The sequence below is a fragment of the Mesorhizobium sp. USDA 4413 genome, assembly GCF_056280365.1.
The window spans coordinates 3,482,028-3,502,707 of record NZ_JBVPRP010000001.1 but is presented as its reverse complement, the minus strand read 5'-3'; the positions used below and the strand labels follow the sequence as shown (position 1 = coordinate 3,502,707).

28 protein-coding genes and 1 riboswitch are annotated in these 20,680 nt (G+C 63.7%); of the genes, 16 read left to right on the top strand and 12 right to left on the bottom strand.

The annotated features are described in order from the left end of the window. Window positions 1-121: 121 nt before the first annotated feature. The 3 genes from ACVMIM_RS16885 (at window position 122) to ACVMIM_RS16875 (ending at window position 4,155) form a co-directional block, all read left to right on the top strand. A complete protein-coding gene (locus ACVMIM_RS16885) occupies window positions 122-2,560 on the top strand; it encodes a GcvT family protein (protein ID WP_476113348.1) in 2,439 nt (812 codons plus the stop codon). 51 nt (window positions 2,561-2,611) lie between these two features. Beyond that, a complete protein-coding gene (locus tag ACVMIM_RS16880; RefSeq protein ID WP_476113346.1) occupies window positions 2,612-3,721 on the top strand; it encodes a mandelate racemase/muconate lactonizing enzyme family protein in 1,110 nt (369 codons plus the stop codon). Window positions 3,722-3,831: 110 nt separating this feature from the next. After that, entirely contained in the window at window positions 3,832-4,155 is a 324-nt protein-coding gene (locus ACVMIM_RS16875) for a DUF2934 domain-containing protein (protein WP_278050065.1), read from the top strand. A 15-nt stretch (window positions 4,156-4,170) separates the two neighbouring features. Here the strand turns inward: ACVMIM_RS16875 and ACVMIM_RS16870 are convergent, their stop codons facing one another. Continuing rightward, window positions 4,171-5,151 (bottom strand): phosphodiester glycosidase family protein, encoded by a 981-nt coding sequence (locus tag ACVMIM_RS16870; RefSeq protein ID WP_476113345.1) that lies wholly within the window; start codon window positions 5,149-5,151, stop codon window positions 4,171-4,173. A 173-nt stretch (window positions 5,152-5,324) separates the two neighbouring features. Between ACVMIM_RS16870 and ACVMIM_RS16865 the strand changes: the two genes are divergently transcribed. From ACVMIM_RS16865 to ACVMIM_RS16850, 4 genes are all read left to right on the top strand, one after another. Beyond that, window positions 5,325-5,642: an ArsR/SmtB family transcription factor gene (locus ACVMIM_RS16865; protein ID WP_476113343.1), complete on the top strand. Its 318-nt coding sequence runs from the start codon at window positions 5,325-5,327 to the stop codon at window positions 5,640-5,642. Continuing rightward, window positions 5,639-6,124 (top strand): SRPBCC family protein, encoded by a 486-nt coding sequence (locus ACVMIM_RS16860; RefSeq protein WP_476113341.1) that lies wholly within the window; start codon window positions 5,639-5,641, stop codon window positions 6,122-6,124. Before ACVMIM_RS16865 ends, ACVMIM_RS16860 begins: the two co-directional genes overlap by 4 nt. A gap of 61 nt (window positions 6,125-6,185) precedes the next feature. Further along, complete coding sequence (locus ACVMIM_RS16855) at window positions 6,186-6,599, top strand: MAPEG family protein (protein ID WP_476113339.1); 414 nt, start codon at window positions 6,186-6,188, stop codon at window positions 6,597-6,599. 82 nt (window positions 6,600-6,681) lie between these two features. Next, window positions 6,682-6,966: a hypothetical protein gene (locus ACVMIM_RS16850; protein ID WP_041001639.1), complete on the top strand. Its 285-nt coding sequence runs from the start codon at window positions 6,682-6,684 to the stop codon at window positions 6,964-6,966. A 358-nt stretch (window positions 6,967-7,324) separates the two neighbouring features. Here ACVMIM_RS16850 and ACVMIM_RS16845 read toward each other — a convergent pair whose 3' ends face one another. From ACVMIM_RS16845 to ACVMIM_RS16830, 4 genes are all read right to left on the bottom strand, one after another. After that, window positions 7,325-7,546 carry a hypothetical protein gene (locus ACVMIM_RS16845; RefSeq protein ID WP_224669944.1) on the bottom strand — a complete coding sequence of 74 codons (222 nt, stop codon included), beginning with the start codon at window positions 7,544-7,546 and terminating at the stop codon, window positions 7,325-7,327. 285 nt (window positions 7,547-7,831) lie between these two features. Continuing rightward, window positions 7,832-8,242 carry an arsenate reductase (glutaredoxin) gene (arsC, locus tag ACVMIM_RS16840; protein WP_476113338.1) on the bottom strand — a complete coding sequence of 137 codons (411 nt, stop codon included), beginning with the start codon at window positions 8,240-8,242 and terminating at the stop codon, window positions 7,832-7,834. Then, window positions 8,239-8,937 carry an MIP/aquaporin family protein gene (locus tag ACVMIM_RS16835; protein WP_476113336.1) on the bottom strand — a complete coding sequence of 233 codons (699 nt, stop codon included), beginning with the start codon at window positions 8,935-8,937 and terminating at the stop codon, window positions 8,239-8,241. Before ACVMIM_RS16835 ends, arsC begins: the two co-directional genes overlap by 4 nt. Window positions 8,938-8,986: 49 nt before the next feature. Then, the gene (locus tag ACVMIM_RS16830; RefSeq protein WP_476113334.1) at window positions 8,987-9,337 is read right to left on the bottom strand and encodes an ArsR/SmtB family transcription factor; all 351 of its coding nucleotides are present in this window, start codon (window positions 9,335-9,337) and stop codon (window positions 8,987-8,989) included. Between the two features lie 49 nt (window positions 9,338-9,386). On the opposite strand from ACVMIM_RS16830, the gene ACVMIM_RS16825 reads away from it, so the two are divergent. Next, complete coding sequence (locus ACVMIM_RS16825; protein WP_476113332.1) at window positions 9,387-9,908, top strand: DUF6428 family protein; 522 nt, start codon at window positions 9,387-9,389, stop codon at window positions 9,906-9,908. 61 nt (window positions 9,909-9,969) lie between these two features. Here ACVMIM_RS16825 and ACVMIM_RS16820 read toward each other — a convergent pair whose 3' ends face one another. Beyond that, on the bottom strand, window positions 9,970-10,242 hold the full coding sequence (locus ACVMIM_RS16820) for a PilZ domain-containing protein (protein WP_278050055.1): 273 nt from the start codon (window positions 10,240-10,242) through the stop codon (window positions 9,970-9,972). A gap of 146 nt (window positions 10,243-10,388) precedes the next feature. Then, window positions 10,389-10,964 (bottom strand): histidine phosphatase family protein, encoded by a 576-nt coding sequence (locus ACVMIM_RS16815; RefSeq protein ID WP_476113330.1) that lies wholly within the window; start codon window positions 10,962-10,964, stop codon window positions 10,389-10,391. A gap of 85 nt (window positions 10,965-11,049) precedes the next feature. After that, window positions 11,050-11,193, top strand: a riboswitch (adenosylcobalamin (AdoCbl) riboswitch). On the opposite strand from ACVMIM_RS16815, the gene ACVMIM_RS16810 reads away from it, so the two are divergent. The 3 genes from ACVMIM_RS16810 to ACVMIM_RS16800 are packed head-to-tail and all read left to right on the top strand — an operon-like array spanning window position 11,194 to window position 12,824. Continuing rightward, window positions 11,194-11,403: a CbtB domain-containing protein gene (locus tag ACVMIM_RS16810; protein WP_476113328.1), complete on the top strand. Its 210-nt coding sequence runs from the start codon at window positions 11,194-11,196 to the stop codon at window positions 11,401-11,403. Window positions 11,404-11,450: 47 nt separating this feature from the next. Then, window positions 11,451-12,191 carry a CbtA family protein gene (locus tag ACVMIM_RS16805; protein WP_476113326.1) on the top strand — a complete coding sequence of 247 codons (741 nt, stop codon included), beginning with the start codon at window positions 11,451-11,453 and terminating at the stop codon, window positions 12,189-12,191. Window positions 12,192-12,197: 6 nt separating this feature from the next. Next, window positions 12,198-12,824 (top strand): hypothetical protein, encoded by a 627-nt coding sequence (locus tag ACVMIM_RS16800; RefSeq protein ID WP_476113324.1) that lies wholly within the window; start codon window positions 12,198-12,200, stop codon window positions 12,822-12,824. Between the two features lie 226 nt (window positions 12,825-13,050). Here the strand turns inward: ACVMIM_RS16800 and ACVMIM_RS16795 are convergent, their stop codons facing one another. From ACVMIM_RS16795 to ku, 3 genes are all read right to left on the bottom strand, one after another. Further along, window positions 13,051-14,409, bottom strand: a complete 1,359-nt coding sequence (locus ACVMIM_RS16795) for a cation diffusion facilitator family transporter (protein ID WP_476113323.1) — start codon at window positions 14,407-14,409, stop codon at window positions 13,051-13,053. Window positions 14,410-14,417: 8 nt separating this feature from the next. Beyond that, window positions 14,418-14,675: a metal-sensing transcriptional repressor gene (locus ACVMIM_RS16790; RefSeq protein ID WP_476113321.1), complete on the bottom strand. Its 258-nt coding sequence runs from the start codon at window positions 14,673-14,675 to the stop codon at window positions 14,418-14,420. Between the two features lie 296 nt (window positions 14,676-14,971). Continuing rightward, window positions 14,972-15,796 (bottom strand): non-homologous end joining protein Ku, encoded by an 825-nt coding sequence (gene ku, locus ACVMIM_RS16785; protein WP_476113319.1) that lies wholly within the window; start codon window positions 15,794-15,796, stop codon window positions 14,972-14,974. 357 nt (window positions 15,797-16,153) lie between these two features. On the opposite strand from ku, the gene ACVMIM_RS16780 reads away from it, so the two are divergent. Then, window positions 16,154-16,489 (top strand): hypothetical protein, encoded by a 336-nt coding sequence (locus ACVMIM_RS16780; RefSeq protein ID WP_476113318.1) that lies wholly within the window; start codon window positions 16,154-16,156, stop codon window positions 16,487-16,489. Window positions 16,490-16,546: 57 nt separating this feature from the next. Here the strand turns inward: ACVMIM_RS16780 and ACVMIM_RS16775 are convergent, their stop codons facing one another. After that, a complete protein-coding gene (locus tag ACVMIM_RS16775; RefSeq protein ID WP_476113316.1) occupies window positions 16,547-16,696 on the bottom strand; it encodes a hypothetical protein in 150 nt (49 codons plus the stop codon). A 271-nt stretch (window positions 16,697-16,967) separates the two neighbouring features. Between ACVMIM_RS16775 and ACVMIM_RS16770 the strand changes: the two genes are divergently transcribed. Continuing rightward, window positions 16,968-17,150, top strand: coding sequence for a hypothetical protein (locus ACVMIM_RS16770; RefSeq protein WP_041001663.1), 183 nt, complete (start codon window positions 16,968-16,970; stop codon window positions 17,148-17,150). A gap of 59 nt (window positions 17,151-17,209) precedes the next feature. Beyond that, window positions 17,210-17,590, top strand: a complete 381-nt coding sequence (locus ACVMIM_RS16765; RefSeq protein ID WP_476113314.1) for a YkvA family protein — start codon at window positions 17,210-17,212, stop codon at window positions 17,588-17,590. 275 nt (window positions 17,591-17,865) lie between these two features. On the opposite strand, the gene ACVMIM_RS16760 is transcribed toward ACVMIM_RS16765, so the two are convergent. Next, window positions 17,866-18,219 carry a hypothetical protein gene (locus ACVMIM_RS16760; RefSeq protein ID WP_476113312.1) on the bottom strand — a complete coding sequence of 118 codons (354 nt, stop codon included), beginning with the start codon at window positions 18,217-18,219 and terminating at the stop codon, window positions 17,866-17,868. Between the two features lie 394 nt (window positions 18,220-18,613). Between ACVMIM_RS16760 and ACVMIM_RS16755 the strand changes: the two genes are divergently transcribed. Further along, window positions 18,614-20,011 (top strand): sensor histidine kinase, encoded by a 1,398-nt coding sequence (locus ACVMIM_RS16755; protein ID WP_476113310.1) that lies wholly within the window; start codon window positions 18,614-18,616, stop codon window positions 20,009-20,011. Then, window positions 20,008-20,652 carry a response regulator gene (locus ACVMIM_RS16750; RefSeq protein WP_041001673.1) on the top strand — a complete coding sequence of 215 codons (645 nt, stop codon included), beginning with the start codon at window positions 20,008-20,010 and terminating at the stop codon, window positions 20,650-20,652. The genes ACVMIM_RS16755 and ACVMIM_RS16750 overlap by 4 nt, the downstream gene beginning before the upstream one ends. Window positions 20,653-20,680 lie beyond the last annotated feature (28 nt).

Sequence of the window (20,680 nt, the reverse complement as noted above, 5' to 3'; positions counted from 1 at the left end):
GCGGACAGAATGCATAAGTCCAGTTTATCACCACCCCCAATTTTTGAAGACGTTACAGCGCCAATCACCGCCTGTAGCTTTCAGCGGCACTTTTGCTCTGAACAGCCGGACTGGTGATTTGATGCAGACACATGCGCGGGTGGTGATCGTTGGCGGAGGATGTGTCGGCGCGGGTATCCTCTATGGGCTCGCCAAGCGCGGCTGGACCGACGTGGCGCTGTTGGAACGTACGCAGCTCACCGCCGGCTCGACCTGGCATGCGGCGGGGCTGATCCCTTCCTATGCCCGCAACATCAATGTCGGGCGGATGATCAACAAGACCATCGAGATCTACGAGGGGCTCGAGGCCGAGACGGGGCAGCCCGTGGGCTGGCACAAATGCGGGCAGCTGCGCATCGCCAATTCCAGGAACCGGCTCGACGAGTTCAAGAGCTATATGAGTGTGGCCGAGGTGCAGGGCATGCGGGCGCAATTGCTGACCCCGGATGAGGCGCGAAAACTCTGGCCGCTGCTCGACAACAAGGGCATGCTCGGCGCGCTCTACCATCCCGACGACGGCCATATCGCGCCGGCCGATGTGACGCATGCCATGGCCAAGGGCGCGCGGGATCTCGGCGCCAAGGTCTACCTCAACACCGAGGTCACCGGCTTCAAGCGAACACCGGGCGGCGAGTGGCTGGTTGAGACCAACAAGGGCAACATCACCTGCGAGCATGTGATATGCGCCACCGGCAATTACGCGCGCCAGACCGGCGCGCTGCTCGGGCTCGACATCCCGGCGATCCCGATCCTGCACCAGTACTGGATCACCGAAGCGGTGCCGGAAGTGGTGGAGCGCAAGCGCGCCGGCCGACCCGAAATGCCGATCCTGCGCGACGAAGGGTTCGAAGGATACCTGCGCGAGGAAGGCGACGGGCTGATGTTCGGACCTTATGAGCGCACGGCGAACCTGAAGCTGTTTGCCGAGGACGGCGTCCCATCCTGGTTCGGCGCCGACCTGCTGGAAGAGGATTTCGAAGCGGTGTCGTGGAACTGGGAACAGGCGCTGCAACTGGTGCCGGCCTTGGGCCGCGTGGGCATCAAGGCCAATGTGCGCGGCCCTTTCCAGATGACGGCGGACGAGCTGCCGCTGATGGGACCGGCCTGGGGCCTGCCCAATGTCTGGCTCGCCGAAGGCGTCCCGGGCGGCATCCTGTGGGGCGGCACGATCGGCTATTACCTGTCCGAGCGCATCGTCGAGGGCGGCAACAGCCTCGACACCTCCGATCTCGATCCGCGCCGCTTCGGCGATTACGCCAACAAGGCCTGGACGCGCGAGAAGGTGCGCGAGGCCTGGGGCACGCATGCGGAGCAGAAATATCCCGGGCAGGATATGCCCGCCGCGCGGCCGCAAAAGACCGCGCCCTCCTATGACAGGCTGACCGAGCTGGGCGCCGTCTGGGGCGTGCTCAATGGCTGGGAGATGCCCAATTGGTTCGCGCGCAACGGCGTCGAGGCTAAGGACCAGTATAGCTGGCGCTGGACGCCCAAGGGCAACCTCGTCGGCGAGGAGGTGCTGGCGGTGCGCAACGCCGTCGGCCTGGTCGAAATGACGCCGATGACCAAGTTCGAGGTGTCGGGCCCGGGCACCGCTGCTTGGCTGGACCGGATCATCGCCAACCGATTGCCTTCAGTCGGCAAGATGGCGCTGGCGCATCATCTGACGGCCAATGGCGGCGTGCAGGCCGAATACATGGTGGCGCGGCTTGGCGAGGAGCTGTTCTATCTGATCTCGACGCCGCGCGCCGAGCGCTGGAACTTCGACGATCTGTCCAGGCTGCTGCCCGCCGACGGCAGCGTGTCCCTAAAGAACGTCACCAACGATCGCGGCTGCTTCACGGTGGTGGGGCCGAAGGCGCGGGCCGTGTTGCAGCCCCTCACGGAGATCGATCTTTCCAACGAAAGCTTCCCATGGTTCGGCGTGAAGACCGGCAACGTGGCTCTGGCCAGCGACGTGCGGCTGCTGCGCGTCAACTATGAAGGCGAGCTGGGCTGGGAACTCTACCATCCCCTGCCCTACCAGCGGCAATTGCTCGACGCGATCCTGAGAGAAGGCGAGAAGCATGGCATGCGGCTGGTCGGGCTGCATGCGCTGGAATCGCTCCGGCTCGAGAAATCCTATCGCGCCATGTATCGCGACATGAACCCGGAGCTCAATGCGCTGGAGAGCGGGCTGGAGCGCTTCATTCGCCTCGACAAGGGCGACTTCATCGGGCGCGACGCGGTTCTGAAATACAAGGAGCGCAATGACCGGCGCCGCTCGGTGACGCTGAGGATCGACACAGACGGTGCAAGCACGCTTGCCAATGAAGGGCTCTATAGCGACGGCAAGCTGGTCGGGCGCATCACCTCGGGAGGCTACGGCTACGCGCTCGGCCATGACGTGGCGCTTGCGCTGCTGCCCGAACGCTTTGCCAGGTCCGGCACGAAGCTCGACGTGGCGATCCTGGGCGAATGGAAGGCCGCGGAGGTGGTTCCGGATTCGCCTTACGATCCGACCTCCGCCAGAGCGCGGATGTAAGACGGGCCGCTTGAGGCCCTGTTGTCCATGCATTCTCGAGGGGAGCCGGGTATGCGCATCGACCGGATCAACGTCTATTCGGCGCAATTGCCGGTCAAAGGCGGCGTCTACCGTATGGCCAGCGCCGATGTGGAGGCGCTGGACTCGACACTTGTCGAGATCGTGACCGGTGACGGCTTTGCCGGATGGGGCGAGACTTGCCCGATCGGCCCGGTCTACCAGCCGCATCACGCGCTGGGCGCCCGCGCCGCGATCGCCGAGATCGCCCCCGGGCTGATCGGGCAGGAGATCGCCTCGATCAGGCTGCTGGCCAAACGCATGGACGAACGCCTGAACGGCCACGGCTACGCCAAGGCCGCCTTCGACATGGCCTTTCTCGACCTGCTCGGTCAAAAGCTCGGTGTGCCGGTCTCGACGCTTTTGGGCGGCGCGCTGACCGATCGCGTGCCGGCCTATTATTCGCTGATTGTCGGGGCGCCGGACGAGACGGCCAGGATCGCCGCCGACAAGGTGAAGGCCGGCTATCCGCGCCTGCAGGTGAAGATCGGCGGGCGCAACCTCGAAGAAGACGTCGCCGTCGTCCACAAGGTCTGGGAAGCGGTCGGCTACAGGGCGCGCATCGCGGTCGACGGCAATCGCGGCCTGACGGTCGCCGCCGCGATCCATCTCGACCGGCTCTGCCAGGCGATCCCCTTCGTCTTCGAACAGCCCTGCAACACGATCGACGAGATCGCGACGCTGAAAGGCCGCGTGACGCATCCGGTCTATCTCGACGAGAGCACCGAGGACCAGAACGCGGTGCTGAGGGCGATTGCCATGGGCATCGCCGACGGCTTCGGCTTCAAGGTGACGCGGCTCGGCGGCCTCACCAAAATGACCACGGTGCGCGACCTTTGCGCGATCCGCTCGCTGCCGCACAGTTGCGACGACGCCTGGGGCGGCGACATTATCGCCGCGGCCTGCGTGCATCTGGCGGCAACCGCCGAGCCGCGCCGCATGGAAGGCGCCTGGATCGCCCAGGAATACATCAAGGGCCATTTCGACCAGAGGCACCCAGTGGTCATCAAGCAAGGTCACATCGCCGTGCCGCAGCGACCGGGGCTGGGTGTAAAGCCGGAGCCCGGCATGTTCGGGAAGCCGGTGGCAATATACGGGCCCTGACCCGACGGGCGAACCCGCGCGGTGCCCGGTAGTACCGGCGATCACTTCGGGAACCACGCGGATCGTTCCGCCCTGTCCTGCGTTCTTACGACACGCAAGGAGGAACGGCGATGGACGACGATCGGACCGAGAAGATCAGGCAGCGCGCCTATGAGATCTTTCAACGCGAGGGCGGCATCCTCGGCAATCACGAACGGCATTGGCATCAGGCCGAACTGGAGATCGACCGCGAGGCGGCCCTGCCGCTGACGGCGGACGACGCGCTACCCGAAACGCGCGAGATCGACAGCGCGGATGTGCAGACGGTGGAGGCGCTTGCCGTGCGCACCGGCATTTCGGGCGATGAGGCGCAGGAACTGCTCGACCGGCTGGGCAACGATCGCGCCGCGATCGAAGAGGCGGCGCGGAGTCTCAAGGCGAAACGGCGCAGTTGAGAAGCCGAGGACGTTCTATTTGCGTTCCACGGTGAGAACGACAGGCATGCCCCAGGGCACGTCCCTCGGCGCCTGCAGCAGCGAGACCTTGCCCTCCGCCACCTGGGCTTCCCACCTCGCATAATGCTTCAGGCGGTAGCTGTCCGAGCGCACGCTGAGACCGGCGATGGGGCCGCCGTCGAGATTGAGCGCGGTCTTGATGTCGAGGTCGGTTTTGAGCAGGAAGGTCGCCAGCCTGTCCAACGAGAAGAAGGCGTCCTTGGTCGAGCCCACAATGATGCGGCCCTGACGGTCTTCGGCGATGAAGGTGCGGTTGGCCAGCCAGTTGCTCTTTGCGCGTACTGCGTTGCCGCCATCCTCGCCGATCAGCAGCGGATAGGACACCATTGCATTTTCGGCGCCGTCCAGAACCGCCCGCCAGTCGCGCCCGGCAAGATCTACGACATGCGTGCCTGACGCGTTGGCGACCCAGGCGCCGGCTTTGGCATCATAGTCGCTCGGGCCGAGCCTTTCGCCCATGCTGACCAGGGGCGTGTCGGCTTCGCCTTTCAGCCCAAAATAGCTGCCATTGACGATCAGCACCGTGCCGCCCTGGCCACCTGCGTGAAGTGCGGCTTCCCATTGGTCGATGTCTTTCGTACCGCCCGGCTCGCTGCGGGCAATGAAGCGGAATCTGGCCGGATCGAAGCGGTTGAGATAAAGGCGGTCAACCTCCTGCCCGCCCGCGACAACAGGTACTTCCCTGGCTTCAAACCCAAGTTCCACTTGCTTCCATGCGCCGGCACCGGCGGTGACGTCAGGGATTGCCGGCTGCAAGGCAAGCCGCATCGACGGCGAGAGCCGCGCATCGTCGGCCGCAACGGTGATCCAGTAGCTGCCGCCCCGGCGCAGAAGAACATTCAGCCCATAGGCGCCGCTCCTCTGCCAGAGGAACCATGCGCCCGAAATCAGGACGATCAGCAACAGGATAACGACGGTCGAGATTGCCTTGCGCAATGAATTTCCCCCCGGGCCCACACCAGCGAGAAGCTGGCCGAAATTGTCGCCCGGATGATGTCGGATGTGTGCAGAAACCGCGCAACGAAACCGGCGACAATCGGGCCGGCCACATGGGTGCCACTCACCATGCAGGTTGACAGGGCAGATGCACCGCCCTAAGGTTCGCGTTAGTGGCCACTAACGCGAAATACTGGGCAGCGCTCGGCGACCCGACGCGGCGCATGATCTTCGAACTGCTGGTCGACCGACCCAGTTCGGTCAGCGGACTCGCCAACGTGCTGCCGGTGACAAGGCCGGCGGTCTCGCAGCATCTGAAGGTTCTAAAGGATGCCGGGCTGGTGGCCGACACGCGCTCGGGCAAGGAGCGCATCTACCGGATCGACCCGGACGGCCTCGCGGCCTTCCGGGCGGAGATCGACCAGTTCTGGGTGAAAACGCTTGCCGCCTACACGCAAATTGTCGAGCAGCCGACGGAGGACGAGACATGATCAAGCAGCCGGCACCCGCGCCCGTAAAACATTCAGTCGTCGTCGCGGCGCCGATCGCGCGCGCCTTCAAGGTGTTCATTGAGGATTTCGGCAGCTTCAAACCACGCGAGCACAATCTGCTCGCCGTTCCGATCGTGGAAACGATCTTCGAGCCGCGGGTCGGCGGCCATGTCTATGACCGTGGTGTCGACGGCTCGGAGTGCCGCTTCGCCCGGGTGCTTGCCTACGAGCCGCCGAACCGGCTGCTCCTAAGCTGGGACATCAGCCCGCGCTGGCAGATCGAAACCGACCTCGCCAAGACCAGCGAGTGGGAAGTCCGCTTCACGGCCGAGGCGGAAAGCCGCACCCGTGTCGAAATCGAGCATCGCCATATCGAGCGCCACGGCCAGGGCTGGGAAAGCGTGCGCGGCGGGGTCGACGGCGATCAGGGCTGGCCGCTCTACCTGCAGCGGTATCAGGCGATTTTTGCGCAGGCGGTCTGACGGCACCACGCCAAACCAAAGGCCGCAGCCCGCATGACAGCAATTGGAAGGAGCGCAGCAAATGGAAGCCTATTGGTTGAGCATTCTCGGCGTGCTTGCGCTCTGCCTGCTATCGGTGGCGCTGGCGATCTATTCCGGCTCGTCCAAGGGATTTGCGGGCAAGCTCTCGGGTCCGGTCATCCCGGCCGACGACGACAACCCGCTCTACCGGATCGATCGCGTCCACATGAACTCGGTCGAGGCGCTGGCGCCCTTCGTCGTGCCCGCGGTGCTGGCGATGACGGTCGGCGTCGGGCCGGTGACGCTCGCCGTGCTTGTCTGGGTTCACGTGGCGATACGCCTCGTCCACATGGTGATTTACCTGCGTGGCGGAAACGCCGCCAAAGGCGGCAATGTCAGGACGATCCTCTATGTCTCGGGCGCGCTGGTCACGCTTGTGCTCGTCCTCGTGACGGGATGGGCGGCGCTTCGCTGACCAGCGCCCGCTTTTCGCTCCGTCGGCGGAACCCTCGGCCCGATCGGAGGTTCATCCCCTGTACAACCACGGGAGATGCGTCATGGACCACACCAGCCACGTAAGACTGACCAATGCCGAGCTCACGCCCGACATCCTCGAAGGCGCGACCATCTACGGCCCGGATGACGAGAAGATCGGCTCGGTCGACCACCTGCATGGCAGCCAGGTCGTCATCGATGTCGGCGGCTTCCTCGGTATCGGCGCCAAACCGGTGGCCGTTACCGCCAGCCAACTCGATTTTATGCGCGACGAGGACGGTGACGTGCATGCCGTTACCAACTGGACGAAGGACCAGCTGAAGGCGATGCCGGAGCATCGGGACTGAGGCAGAAGCCCACCATTGTGAGATGAATGAGAAGAACCCGATCCGGCAATTGCCGGGTCGGGTTTTTTGCGCGGCGCGGCAAATAGGGTCGCCGGCCTCAACGCCAATCGCCTTCCGCATCCGCTTCACACCAATCTCGCATCCGCTGAGCCGCTCCGAGGGTCAGCGGCGCACGCCGCAGGCAGGCAAATACAGACCCCCAATTGAGCGTTGCCCGCGAGCGCTAGCTTCGCCTAGACCGCATTCCGCCCACGCCCAAAAACAGCGCTCCGAGAAGATTTTCGCCGACGGCAGTCCCGCCGAAGAAAAAAGCCCGCTCCGGCATGCCGGAGCGGGCACAAATTTTAGGACAGAAAGCTTACTTGCAGTCCTTGAGCATCTTCAGCGCCTTTTCGGCATTGGCCTGGGACGTGTAGGCCTTCGTCCCGGCATCGGTCAGTTTCTTGCCGTCCGGTTTCGTGGAAACCACCGAGCATTTCTTGGTGGTGGCGTCCTTTGCCACCCAATATTGCGTGGCCGCAAATGCCGGCATGCTGAAAAGCGCAACAACCGAAGCTGCAACCAGAACCTTGCGAATCATAGCGTTCTCCCAAGTTGAATTCGGCTCGGCCCATTCATCCGGAAGTGCCCATCACGCGGATAACCGAGCCGAACCGCTGGCGAGCCGTATCGCGAATTAACCGCCGAGGGCAATTTACAAAAATGTAAAGTACGGCCGCCCGCGCCGACACGCTGCGCGCGCGCCTTTTCGCGCCATATCGGCGTAACGCCGATCGGGTCTATCGGCGTGGCGCCGGCCGCATACCGCAAGCGCTTCCCCGGCATCGCGGACACCGCCGCGCACTGCGCGTCGGGCCGAACTGCATCAAGCCGGCGGCGTATAGGCCACCTTCTCGCCATCCTCCTTGACGAATTCGCGCACCGGATCGTCGAGCAGTGGCAGCACCGCCTCCGACGGTCGGCAGAGTTTTGTCCCTTTCGGCGTTTCGACGATCGGCCGGTTGATCAGGATCGGATGGGCGAGCATGAAATCGATCAGCTCGTCGTCGCTCCATTTCGGATCGGCAAGGCCGAGTTCGCCGTAAGGCGTTCCCTTCTCCCGCAACAACCCGCGCGCAGAGATCCCCATTGCCGCAATCAGTTCGAGCAGCCGTTCGCGGCTCGGTGGCGTCTTCAGATATTCGACCACGATCGGCTCCTCGCCGCTGGCTCGGATCATGGCGAGCGTGTTGCGCGAGGTTCCGCAAGCGGGATTGTGATAGATCGTAACCGTCATGGCTCTGCTTTCATTGGCTGGTGTTGCTCAACGGTTTCGGGCTTGAGCAGCCAGCCCATCAGCGCGAGCGCGATCAGCGCGCCGAGCAGTTGGGCCGCGATGAAGGCCGGCAGATCGACCGGTCTGATGCCCGAAAAGGTGTTGGTGAGCGAGCGCGCCACGGCGACGGCGGGATTGGCGAAGGAGGTGGACGCCGTGAACCAATAGGCCGCCGTGATGTATAGCCCGACCAGCCACGGGACGGCCCGCCGCTCGAAACGAAGGCCGGCGAGAATGACGGCGACAAGGCCGAATGTCGCGACCACTTCCGAGAACCACTGAGCCGGTCCGGCGCGCAGCTTTGTTGCGACCTCCAGCATCGGCAGGGCGAACATAAGGTGCGCCGCCATCGTGCCGGCAATGCCGCCGGCCACCTGCGCGAGGAGATAAGCAGGAAGGTCGCGGGCTGGCAGCGACCCGTTTAGCCAGAACACCAGCGAAACGGCGGGATTGAAATGCGCGCCGGATATCGGGCCAAGGACGGTGATCAACACCACCAGCATGGCGCCGGTCGCGAGCGTGTTGCCAAGCAGCGCCAGCGCGGTGTCGTGCGTCAGCGTCTCGGCCATGATGCCGGAGCCGACCACGGTTGCTACCAGGAGGCCAGTGCCCAGGGCTTCAGCCACGAACCGGCGCGACAGGTCAAAAGCGCTCATTGGTCGGCCCTTGGGTCGGCAACGGGGAATTGGGCAACGCGCGTGACGATCATTGCCGGGTCCCCTCGCCCGGCGCGCAGCAAGGCGCCGCAAGCGCCGGCGCGCAGATTTCCGGGCGGCCCGAGCAGCAATCCTCCATCAGGAAGCGGATCAGCCCGGACAGCGCATCGTACTCGGCGCTGTAGACGATCGAGCGGGAATCACGCCTCGCGGTGACGAGACCAGACCGTTCCAATTCCTTGAGATGGAAGCTGACGTTGGACGGCGAGACCTCGACCTGTTCGGCAAGCGAGCCGGCAGCGATGCCTTCCGGTCCGGCAACGACCAGCAATCGCAGAAGGCGCAGGCGTGTATCCTGCGACAGCGCGCCAAAGGCGATCAGGGCTTGACGTTCATCCACGTTTCAATAATCCTTGAAATATTGAAATGATGAATGAGGAATAGCCGACATGCTCTCTTCTGACAACCGGAAAAACGTCGCCCCAATCGACCCCTCCGACCTGACCATCGGCGATCTGCTAGCGGCGCTGGCTGATCACAAGGACAGGCCGTTGGTGTTTCGCTATGATGGACGACCGGTAAAGCCGGGCTACCACGTCACCGAGGTGAAGGCGGGACAGTTCGCGGCGCTGGATTGCGAAGCAAATCCGGAATCATGGTCGGAAATCTTCGTCCAGTTATGGGACGTGAACGAAGGCGGGCCGGTCCACATGCCAGCCGGCAAGTTTACCGCGATCATCCGCAAAGTTTCGGACCATGTCGCTCTCGATCGGGCGGCGAAGCTGACTTTCGAGGTCAGTGACGGCGTCCGCCCCATGGAATTGCACCGGGCGGCTCAGCCAAGGATCGTTGGCGACCTCATCGAGGTCGAGCTGACGCCACGGCCGGCAAGCTGCAAGCCGCGCGACCGCTGGCTGAAGGAACAGGCAGCCGCCAGCCAGCCATGCTGCGGAGCGAGCGGCTGCTGTTGAGCTTTCGAATGTGCCGGGTCGCACATCGGATCAAGGGATGAATGGGTGAGATGGCCGCGCGTCAGTCCTTCGGCGCGTTGCTGTAGAGCGCCACGCCAACGCGGTCGTTGCGCCGCCACCGAACCAGTGCGCGATAGGCCGTATCGTCGGCCGGAACCTCTAGCAGGAAGCGTTCCGGGACGTCCATATCGGCGGCCACGCGCAATTCCGCACCCTGCTCGTGCTGATTCCTGAGCGAGCAGCCGATCCGAACGCCATTGGCAATGATGGTGGCCTCCTTGAGTACGAATTCGCGCACATGAAGACGGCGCTCGATCTCGGGATAATCGGCCATAGGCGACGGACTCCTCGGGCAAGGCTCTCCTCGCCGCGAGACAGCACCATAGCAGCGAGGCGTTTCCGTTCCGTTAGCGATCGCTGAAATGGCGAAGTTCGTCTTCGCCGGCGGCCGCTCGTCGCCAGGTAACCGCTTTCCCGGCGCTATTTCGCGCCGACGACCATGCCGCTCGTATGCAGCACCCAGCGGCGGCCGTCGCTGCGGAATTCGGTGAGCGACAGCGGCTCGATGTCGATTTTCCAGACCGCGGAGAGCGGCGCGCCCAGCACATGCACCATGGCGGCGCGGATCGGCACGGCATGGGTTAGCGCAACGGTGTGGCCGCTTGCGCCGGCCAGGCGCTCGATCAGCGCCTCGACACGGAGGGCGACCGCGGCAAGCGACTCGCCGCCGTGGGGTGCTGCGTCCGGATCGGAAAGCCAAGCCGCCATGCCTTCTGGATCTTCCGCCCGCACCTCCTCGAAACCTTTGCCGGCCCAGCGCCCGAAATCCTGCTCGGCAAGCAGCGGCTCGACGGTTGCCTCGAGGCCGAGCGCGTCGGACGTCTGGCGCGCTGCAAGCGCCGGGCTTGTCCAGATGCGATCGGCGCGGCGCAGCGAAGCGGCCAGCGAGCCGGCGCGATCGAGGGCTCTCGGCTCCAGCGCTTCGTCGTTCGGAAACCGGCCCTTGCGCGTGGCCTGCGTCGCGCCGCTTGCGATCATCGTCAGGCGGGCGAGCATCCCAAAACTCCGTGGCCCAGTGAAATTTCGGCCGCGCGAAGCCGCCTTGGCCATTACATGTCGTTGACAGGCGAACGAAGTGCTGACAAGTGTTTTAGCGCTATACGGGATTGGAAGCCGGTGCGAATCCGGCACGGTCGCGCCACTGTGATCGGCACCAGCCGAAAGTCAGGCCTTATTCCGCAGCATTGTTCGATCAACGGGACGCAGTATCCCACGGGAGGTCAATATGTCCGACACCACCTTCGCCCCCAGCTACGGTCCGGTTGCGATTCCGGTTCGCGAGCTTTTGCCCTGGGCCATCTTCGCGGGCCTGATGCTGATGATGGCGATCTATTTCGTCGGTGCGGAAGAAGGCGCCACCTCGCTGATCCGCGGCACGGCGGTGCACGAATTCGTGCATGACGGCCGTCACCTGCTGGGCTTCCCCTGCCACTGAAGCGGTTCAGCATCGCTGAACCCGCTTTCGACAAAGGGTTCTTGGACATGGTTGGAAAACTTTTGCTGCGCGGCATGCTTGTCGGGCTGGTTGCGGGGATTCTGGCATTCGCCTTCGCCCGCGTCTATGGCGAGCCGCAGGTCGACAAGGCGATCGCCTTCGAGGAACAGCAGGCCCAGGCCGCCGGCGAGGCGCCGGAACCCGAGATGGTCAGCCGCGCCACGCAAGCCGGCATTGGCCTGGCGACAGGCGTGCTGGTCTATGGCGCCGCCCTCGGCGGACTGTTCTCGCTGGTCTTCGCCTATGCTTATGGCCGCCTGGGCTCGCTCAGTCCGCGCGGCACTTCGGCGCTCATCGCGCTGCTCGGCTTCCTTGCCGTGATCGTGGTTCCCAGCCTGAAATACCCCGCGAACCCGCCGGCGGTCGGCAATGCCGAGACCATCGGCTACCGCACCGAGCTGTTCTTCATCATGATCGTGGTCTCGATCGCGGCGATGGTGGCGGCGGTCGGGCTGGCGCAGCGGCTATGGAACCGGCTCGGCGCCTGGAACGCCTCGATCGTCGCGGGCCTCGCTTTCCTCGTCGTCTTCGCGCTGGTGAAGGCGGCCCTGCCCGACATTAATGAAGTGCCGGAGAACTTCTCGGCGACGGTGCTCTGGCAGTTCCGCATCGCCTCGCTCGGCATCCAACTGGTGCTGTGGACCGTCGTCGGGCTCGGCTTCGGCGCTGTTGCCGAGCGGGTGGTCGCAGTGCGCGACCAGCGCAGCAGAACACGCCGCTACGCCTGAAATCCGATGCGTTGGCTGCCATGGTCTCATGCCCTGGCGGCCAATTTCTTTTTGGCGACCACCCTGCTGGTCATTCTGGCCACATCCGCGCAAGCGCATAACGGGTCCTCGGCCCCGCCTCCCCCCGGCATCCAGATCCCCAGCCTGACCCACGGCCAGATGGCGGTGATCGCGCGCTATCGCGGCGATATCCTGGACCTTGCCCAGCGCCAGACCGCGACCGATCCGACCTTCAGACGGCTCTATAATCACGGCAATCTGCAGTTCACCTACTGCCTCTGGGGCCTGATGCCGAGCAGCCTTAGCGACGAGGAAAGCCCGTTCAACGAATGCAGCCACGCCTATCTCGCCACCGCCAAGGCGCTGCTCACCCATATGGCGACGATGGTGTCAGCCGAGCGCGAGGCCAAAGCTCTGATCTCCGACATCGATGCCGAGATGGTGCGCAGCGGCGCATCCTGGATCCTTTGCCAGTATAGCGGCGAGGCCTTCAGCACCGGCGCGGTCGTCGAACCGCGCTGGCGGGATATGTTCTTCCACCTGCCGAGCCTGGCGGTGCTGCTTGCCACCGTTGCAGCGCTGATCGGGGCCAGTTGGGTGATCTTCGGCGGGCCGCGGACCCGCACAGCTTAGCCGGGCGCTGCGCACCGGCGTACGCATCGGCCATTGTCCGGCTCCCGGATTCGAGGACGGGCAGCTGACTTTCACGCGGTCGTTTCGTGATTCCGAAGGGCAGCTACGTTGGTCCGTTTGGCGTCGAACAGCCGAGCTGCGAGGCGGAAGGCAGACATCTGCGCTGCGCGCCCTGTGTCGCGATAACGTCAGTTGGATTCGCGCCGGCACTCAAATATCGCCTACATCACGCGTGCGCGTGCTCATGGTGATGCCCTTCCGGCTCGGCCATGGCGAAAGGCAGATCCTCGCTGTCGGGACCCGCAACCAGTTGCAGCCTGGCGCTGAACTCGTGCGGCTCGGCCGGGGCGACCAGGCTTTGCAGATAGTGGTGATCGCCGCCGACCGGCGACAGCGGCAGGCTTTCGACCGCACCGTCCGCCCTTTCGATAGCGACGTTCGCCCGCAGACCCTCGGCGTGACGCGATAGGCGCAGCCGCATGCGCTCGCCTTGCGGCGTGTCGACGATTTCGAGCAGACCGCTGGCCAGCTTGCCCGAGACCAGGAACGGATCGGGCGCATGATGGTGGCCGCCTTCCGTCTTTGGCTCGGCAAAGCGCACCGTGGCGACGTCGAGCGCGGGAATGTGCGCGAACAGTTCGGCCTTGAGGGTTTCAGCGATATTGTTCGCGGCGGCGAGCAGCAGCCCGTCATTGACTGCGATCTCCACGTCGACATGCAGCTTGTGGCCGAGCCAGCGGGCCTTGGCGTCGGTCACCTTCTCGATCCCGGCGACATGCTCTGCGGCGTGGTGAATCTCGCCGACAAGGCCGGGCTCGACACCGTCCAGCATGCGCGTCAGCACCGAGCGCGCCGATTGCCAGACGATGCCGAAGATGGCGACCGTGATGATGAGGCCGATGACCGGATCGGCTGAAGGGTAACCGAGCCAGACGCCGACCGCGCCAGCAACGACGGCAAGGCTGGTGAGCCCGTCGGTGCGGGCGTGATAGCCGTCGGCGATCAGGGCCGCGCTGTTGATCTGGCGGCCGACGCGGATGCGGAACACCGCCACCGCCTCGTTGCCGAGGAAGCCGATCACGCCGGCCGCCGCAAGCCAACCCAGGAACTGGACCGGCCGCGGGTTGAACAGGCGGTTGACGGCTTCATATCCGGCCACAAGCGCGCTCGCCAGGATGATGAGCACGATGATGATGCCGGCCAGGTCCTCGACCCGGCCGAGGCCGTAGGTGAAGGTGCGGGTCGGCTTGCGCCGCGCCAGCACGAAAGCGATCCACAGCGGAATGGCCGTGGTCGCGTCGGCGATATTGTGGATGGTATCGGCAAACAGCGCCACGCTGCCCGAGGCGATGACGACGACGATTTGCAAGGCGGCGGTGATCGCCAGGATCGCGAACGACCACTTGATCGCCCAGATGCCGCGATCGGTGGTGACGATGGTGGCATCGATCACGCCATGCGTGTGACCGTGCGGTCCGTAACGGTCGTGGCCATGACCGCCATGGTCATGTCCGTCATGGTCATGCCGGTCATGGTGATGTCCATGCGCGCCGAAGCCGAACCAGTCCAGAACTTTTCCCCACATCGAACGCCTCACAGATATTTGGTGAGCTGCTTCAGCTCCTTGAGCGTATCCCTGGTCGGCTCGCCGCCTTCGACCAGGCAATGCTCCATATGGTCGTGGATCAGTTCGCGCTTGGCATTGCCGACGGCGCTTTCGACGGCATGGAGCTGTTGCGCGAGATCGAGGCAGGAGCGGCCCTGCTGGAACATAGTAAGCACGGCGGCGAGATGGCCGTGCGCGCGCTTGAGTCGGGCGATGATATCGGGATGGGAGCTGTGGATCGTCATGCAACCATCCTATCCTCCAGGGTAGGATGCAGCAAGCGATGCATCGCAGCTCCACCTGAAGCGAACGGATTACCCGGCGATCCCGGCTTGGACGATTATCTCAGTCTTGATCAGGCAGACTTGCGGACGGGCTTCGCCTTGGACGGGGCCTTGATGCCTTCCTTGGCGAGGCTCTTCTTCAGCACCGCAGCCAGATCGATGACGTTTTCCTTCGGCGTGGGTGCGGCCTTCGGCAGCTTCTTGCCCTTGCGCTTGGCATCGATCGATCCCGGCTTGGACGATTATCTCAGTCTTGATCAGGCAGACTTGCGGACGGGCTTCGCCTTGGACGGGGCCTTGATGCCTTCCTTGGCGAGGCTCTTCTTCAGCACCGCAGCCAGATCGATGACGTTTTCCTTCGGCGTGGGTGCGGCCTTCGGCAGCTTCTTGCCCTTGCGCTTGGCATCGATCATCGCGATAAGCGCATCCTCATAAGTGTCCTGGAATTTCGACGGGTCAAACTTCGTTACCTTCTTGTCGATCAGGAGCTCGGCGATCTCCAGCAGGTCCTTGTCGTATTTCGGCGACTTCAGATCCTCGAAGACGCTTTTCTCCGAAACCATCTCGTTGTGGGTGCGCAGTTCGGTGAGAAGCATGCCCTTGCCGAAAGGCTGGATCACCACCTCGCGGCCGCGCTGGTAGAGCACCACGCAGGACCTTGCAGCGACCCGCTTCTCCTTCATCGCTTCGCGCAGCACGCTGAAGGCTTCCAGGGCGGCGCCGTCAGCGGGAATGAGGTAATAGGGCTTTTCCAGATAGCGAGCATCGATGTCATCCAAGGCGACGAACTCGTCGACCTCCAGCGTATGCGCCGAAGTAAGCTTCAGCTTCTTGATCTCGTCGGGCTCGATCTCGATGAAATCATCCTTTTCCAACTCGAAGCCCTTGGTCTGATCCTCGGTCTCGACGACATCGCCGGTCTGCTCGTCGACATAAGCGCTTCTCACAGGCAAGCCGTCCTTGCGGTTCAGGATCTTGAAATGAACCTTTCCGGTTTCGCTGGTCGCGCCAACCAGCTTGACCCCGCACGAGACCGACCCGACCTTCAAAAAACCCTTCCAAACCGCGCGTGGCGCTACCATGTGCCATCCCTGTTGTCGTTTGTGATCAAAAGCAACATCTGGCGGCCCGGGTGGTTCCGCGCCACAGCAATCAGGGGGCAAGACGAAGGCATATGCGAGAGCGCGCTCGGTCTTGCGCCGATCAACACATGCGCATCACCTTTCCGATGCCGTTATGGCATCACCCGGCCATCGCGACTCCATGCAGTATCTGCCGCGAAATCCTGGCTTCATGTGAGCGGCCGGACCGCGGCGGCCGGCAGCCCGGAGGCAACCAAACACTTGTTTTCCCGTTAATTTCAGTAGCTGCCGGCACCCGCCGTGTCGCCAGCCAATGGGCTCCAGCCAACAATCGCACGGAGCAGAAAGGAGGCCGAAATGATACGGCCCGTTGTGGAAATAGGGGACAGGGTGGCGGTGGTCGCGACGGTGACGGAGCGCGTCAAGGACCGCGTGATGCTGACGCTCGACGGCGATAGCCATAATTATTCGATGGTCGAGCCCAACGCCAAAGTGGGCGACAAGCTCAGGTTCGAGGGAGAGGTCGTCCATGTCGATGAGGACCTCGGCCGTACGACCGTGCAGGTGCTGGGGCGCGTGAGCGTCGACACCAAGTCGGTCGAGATGATCACGCGACGTTGCGACCTCGACCATATCGGCTCCAACGTGCCTGGCCACCCGCGCCCTCGCACGCCGCCGACACCACATGGCTGAACAAGCGGCTCACGGCCCCTCTTCGCGCGCCCTTGCGCCGTCAAATCGTGAAGCTGCTTAATGGCGCTTGAAATATTGCACTTCGCGTTCGTGCTTTTGCGCGGCTTCGCGCGATTTAAAGGTTCCTAGATTGCGGCGCTTGCCGGTCCTGGGATCGACCTTACGCGAATAGAGCCGATATTCGCCGGTTTTCAGCTTGCGGATCATGACCGTCTCCTTGTGAACCAGGACTCTAACCCGGCCGGAACCGTCGCGGTTCCCGGCAGGCAGTGCCGCCCCCTTCCCGGCAGGCAGTGCCGCCCCCTTTGCGGCCCGGCAGCAAAAAGGCGCTGCTGTCGGTGAACCATTTCACGGACGCAAACGGTCAAATGTCGGAATCGACGCCGCAACGACACGATTTGGTCGGATTATTTGTATTCAAATGACTTTCGCGACGTTATGCGGATGTCGCTGAAGTGCCGCATCTGAGGAGGACGAGATGGTTACGGCGAAGCTTCATGGCGTTGAACTCGTCAGGGGCCAGAAGTGGACGGTGCGCGTCACCGCCTACGGCACGACGCTCACCTTTCCCTTCGAAGCCGAGCAGCATGCGCGCTCCTATGCCGACGGCCAGGCTTTCCGCCTCGGCGTCGAGGTTGTGGAATTGAAGGATTGCGCCTGAGCGGCGGAGCCATTAAGCGCCAAATGGCCTGAAGACCCGCGCGCCGGTATATAGGCGGCATGTCTATGCTCGATGCGGCAAAGAAGTGGGCGCGCAAGATCAAGCGCGACGTAGTAGCGCTCTGGATTGCCGCCCGCGATCCGCGTGTGCCCTGGTACGCAAAAGCCACCGCGGGCGCCGTCGCGGCCTATGCGTTGAGCCCTGTCGACCTCATTCCGGACTTCATCCCGATCATCGGCTACCTGGACGACCTGCTGATCGTGCCTGTCGGCATCATGCTCGCGGTGAAGCTGGTCCCGGACGATCTGATGCGGGAATTCCGCGAAGAGGCCATGCGACGCGAGAAGCCGGTGAGCAAGGCCGGGCTCGCCTTCGTGATCGCGCTCTGGGCGCTGGGGGCGGTGGCGCTCGCCCGGCTGTTCTGGCCGAAGCCGGCTTAGGTGCTTCAGCCGGCATGGCTGCGTGAACGTGGGAGGATGCCAAACCGGTGATTGAGGTAGCCCGGCTTGCCTTGGCGGTGAAAGAGTACGGCTCTTTGACAGGCAAGCCGGGCTGACGCGCCGACCATTGGGTTTCCTTGGGGGGAGCCGGCGCAGGAAATAGACTGTCGGTTTCGCCTTGCGCCTGCAATTGTTGCTGAGGTCCTATGCGCCAGCGCAATGGTCCGACCGGCCGGCGCCAATGAAATCCATCCGGCGCCGGAGCGCCCGACGCGTCAAGCCCGCGTAAGACGGTCGCTTTTTTGCGATGTTTTCTTGACGAAAAGCTCGGCGTGCTGGGCCCATTCCGCTTCCGCGACATCGTTCTCACGAACAGACTGCCTGAAAGCTTCCCGCAGCGCCTCGAGTTCAAAGATCGACAACCGCTGGTTTCTTTTTTGCTTGTTTGTACCGGCGTCCATAATGCGTTGCCAAGACCCGCAAGGTTTTAGCTGATTATATAGGCGGCGGTTGTTCGCCCCATCAACAGCTTGGTCCTGACTTCTTTTGGGGGCAAATCTTGCTGCGACTCCAGCGGCTATGTCGGCATGGAGCAGCCGGCAGGGATGCGGGGTGGCGAGCGGCGTCATCCGATGGGTGGACCGCTACATGATTGGGACCACAATGAACGACAGGCGACTGTTGGACGGCCGGCATTGGCCGCCTTTGGCGCCGTACTCGCCGAAGGATAAGTCTTTTGATATGGACCTCGGGCCTCAATGATGGTTGTCTCGGCGTCACAGGGCGCAAGAGATGATCCAAATCAGGTGGCAACCGGCCCGCGTCTGCCCCGTCAACAGGAGTGGCGCGGACTTTTGGTGTCGGGAAACAGAGCAGCCTTCCCTGGCTGCGAATCGGAGCCGCCCGCCGATACGGCCGGCAAATCGCCGGCCATTAACCTTCCCTACGGGCACGGACCAAGGTCGGTGTCGCAATTGCCTGCCCTCACCTATACTCTCCTGGACGGGCGGGTGAGCGGTGCCGATGTTCGGGAGGTATCTAAAACGTCTTGCACGAATCTGGGGCGGGCTCTCGCTTGCCTGGCAATTCGTGATCGCGGGCGGTATCGGCCTTCTGGCCGTGATGCTCGTGGTCGGGCTGTGGGTGACATCGCAGATCCGTGACGGCGTCATGCATAATTCCGCCGCGACCACCGCACTCTATGTCGACAGCGTGATCGCGCCGCTGCTGCCGGACATGCGCAAGAGCCGGGAGCTCGACGACACGGTCAAGCGGGCGCTGGACGAGACGCTCGGCCAGGGTGCGCTTGGGAAAAGGCTGGTGTCGTTCAAGCTGTGGCGGCACGACGGCACGATTCTCTATTCAAAGGATGCCACCCTTATTGGCAGGCAGATCAAGCCCAACGCCAACCTCATCGCCGCTTTCGCCGGCAACGTCATGGTCAAATACAACAGGCTCGAAGACGAGGAAGACGACAAGGAGCGGTCAATGGGCGTTCCGCTGCTCGAAATCTACAACCCGGTGCGCGAGCCCTGGTCGGGCGAGGTCGTGGCCGTGACCGAATTCTACGAATTGTCGGGCGACTTCGAGGAATCGCTGCACTCGGCCCTGTTGTGGACATGGCTGGTGGTGGCGGGCGCCACGGCGGCGGCGCTGGCGCTTCTCTCCGGCATTGTTTTCCGCGGCAGCCGCACCATCGTCACCCAACAGGCTGCGCTCGAGGCCAAGGTTTCCGAATTGCAGGCGGCTCTGGCGCAGAATTCGTCGCTGCGCCAGCGCGTGCAACGCGCCTCGCGCCGCGCCACCGCCATCAACGAGCGGTATCTGAGGCGCATCGGCGCCGACCTGCATGACGGGCCGGCGCAACTGGTAGCGCTCGCCGCGCTCAGGATGGACAGCCCGGTGCTGGTCGATCCGACCACATCGAGCACGCTGCGCGAGGCCGAGATCGCCGGCATCCACAAGACGCTCGGCGAAGCGATGCGCGAGATACGCGGCATCTGCAACGGGCTGGTGCTACCGCAGATCGAGACGCAGGCCATTGCCGACATTTTGCGGCTCGCGGTGGCCGAGCACGAGCGGCGGACAGACACGAAAGTGTTGCTGACCCTGCCCGAGCGCTTGCCGGAACTCGGCACCTCGGAAAAGATCAGCATCTATCGCTTCGTGCAGGAAGGCTTGAACAACGCCTTCCGGCACGGCAAGGGCAAGGGCCAGCAGGTCAGAGCCACGACGAAAGGCGGCAAGCTCGTCGTCGAGGTTGTGGACACCGGCCCCGGCTTCGATCCGGCCCGAAGCGAGGGCCTTGGGCTTGCGGGACTCAGGGAACGTATCGAAAGCATAGGCGGACAGTTCGAAACGCTGACCGGCCCGGGAGGAACAAGACTGGTGATCACTTTGTCTGTCGAGGAGCAACCGTGAGCACGTCCATCCGCATCGCAATAGTCGACGACCATCCTCTGTTTCGCGAGGGCGTGGCGCGCAGCCTGGGCGAAATAGGCGGCTTCGAACTCGTGGGCGAAGGCGCCAGCGCCGAGGACGCCGAAAGGCTGGCGCGCGCCAGCACGCCCGACATCCTCCTGCTCGACATCAGCATGCCGGGCGGAGGCCTCAACGCGCTCGCCAGCATCCTTTCAACGATGCCCGACCAGAAGATCGTCATGCTCACCGTCTCGGAGACCAATGTTGACGTCGCCCAGGCGCTGAAGGCCGGCGCGCGCGGCTATGTGCTGAAAGGCGTCGGCTCCAAGGCGCTGGCCGAGATCCTGCGCGACGTCGCCAACGGCCAGAGCTACGTATCGCCGAGCCTCTCGGCCAGGCTGCTTTCCGACCTTTTGCAGCCCACCGGCAGCAAGCCCGATCCGCTCAGCCAGCTCACCGGCCGCGAGGCCGAAATCCTGAAGCTGGTCGCGGAGGGGCTGAGCAACAAGGAGGTTGCCGCCCGGCTGTCGCTGCAGGAGAAGACGGTCAAGCATCACATGACCAGGGTGCTCGCTAAACTCAACGTGCGCAACCGCACCGAGGCGGCGCTGCTGATGCACGAGGCGAGGGAAAGGAACTGAGGGAGTTGGGGAATTGGGGAGTTGGGGA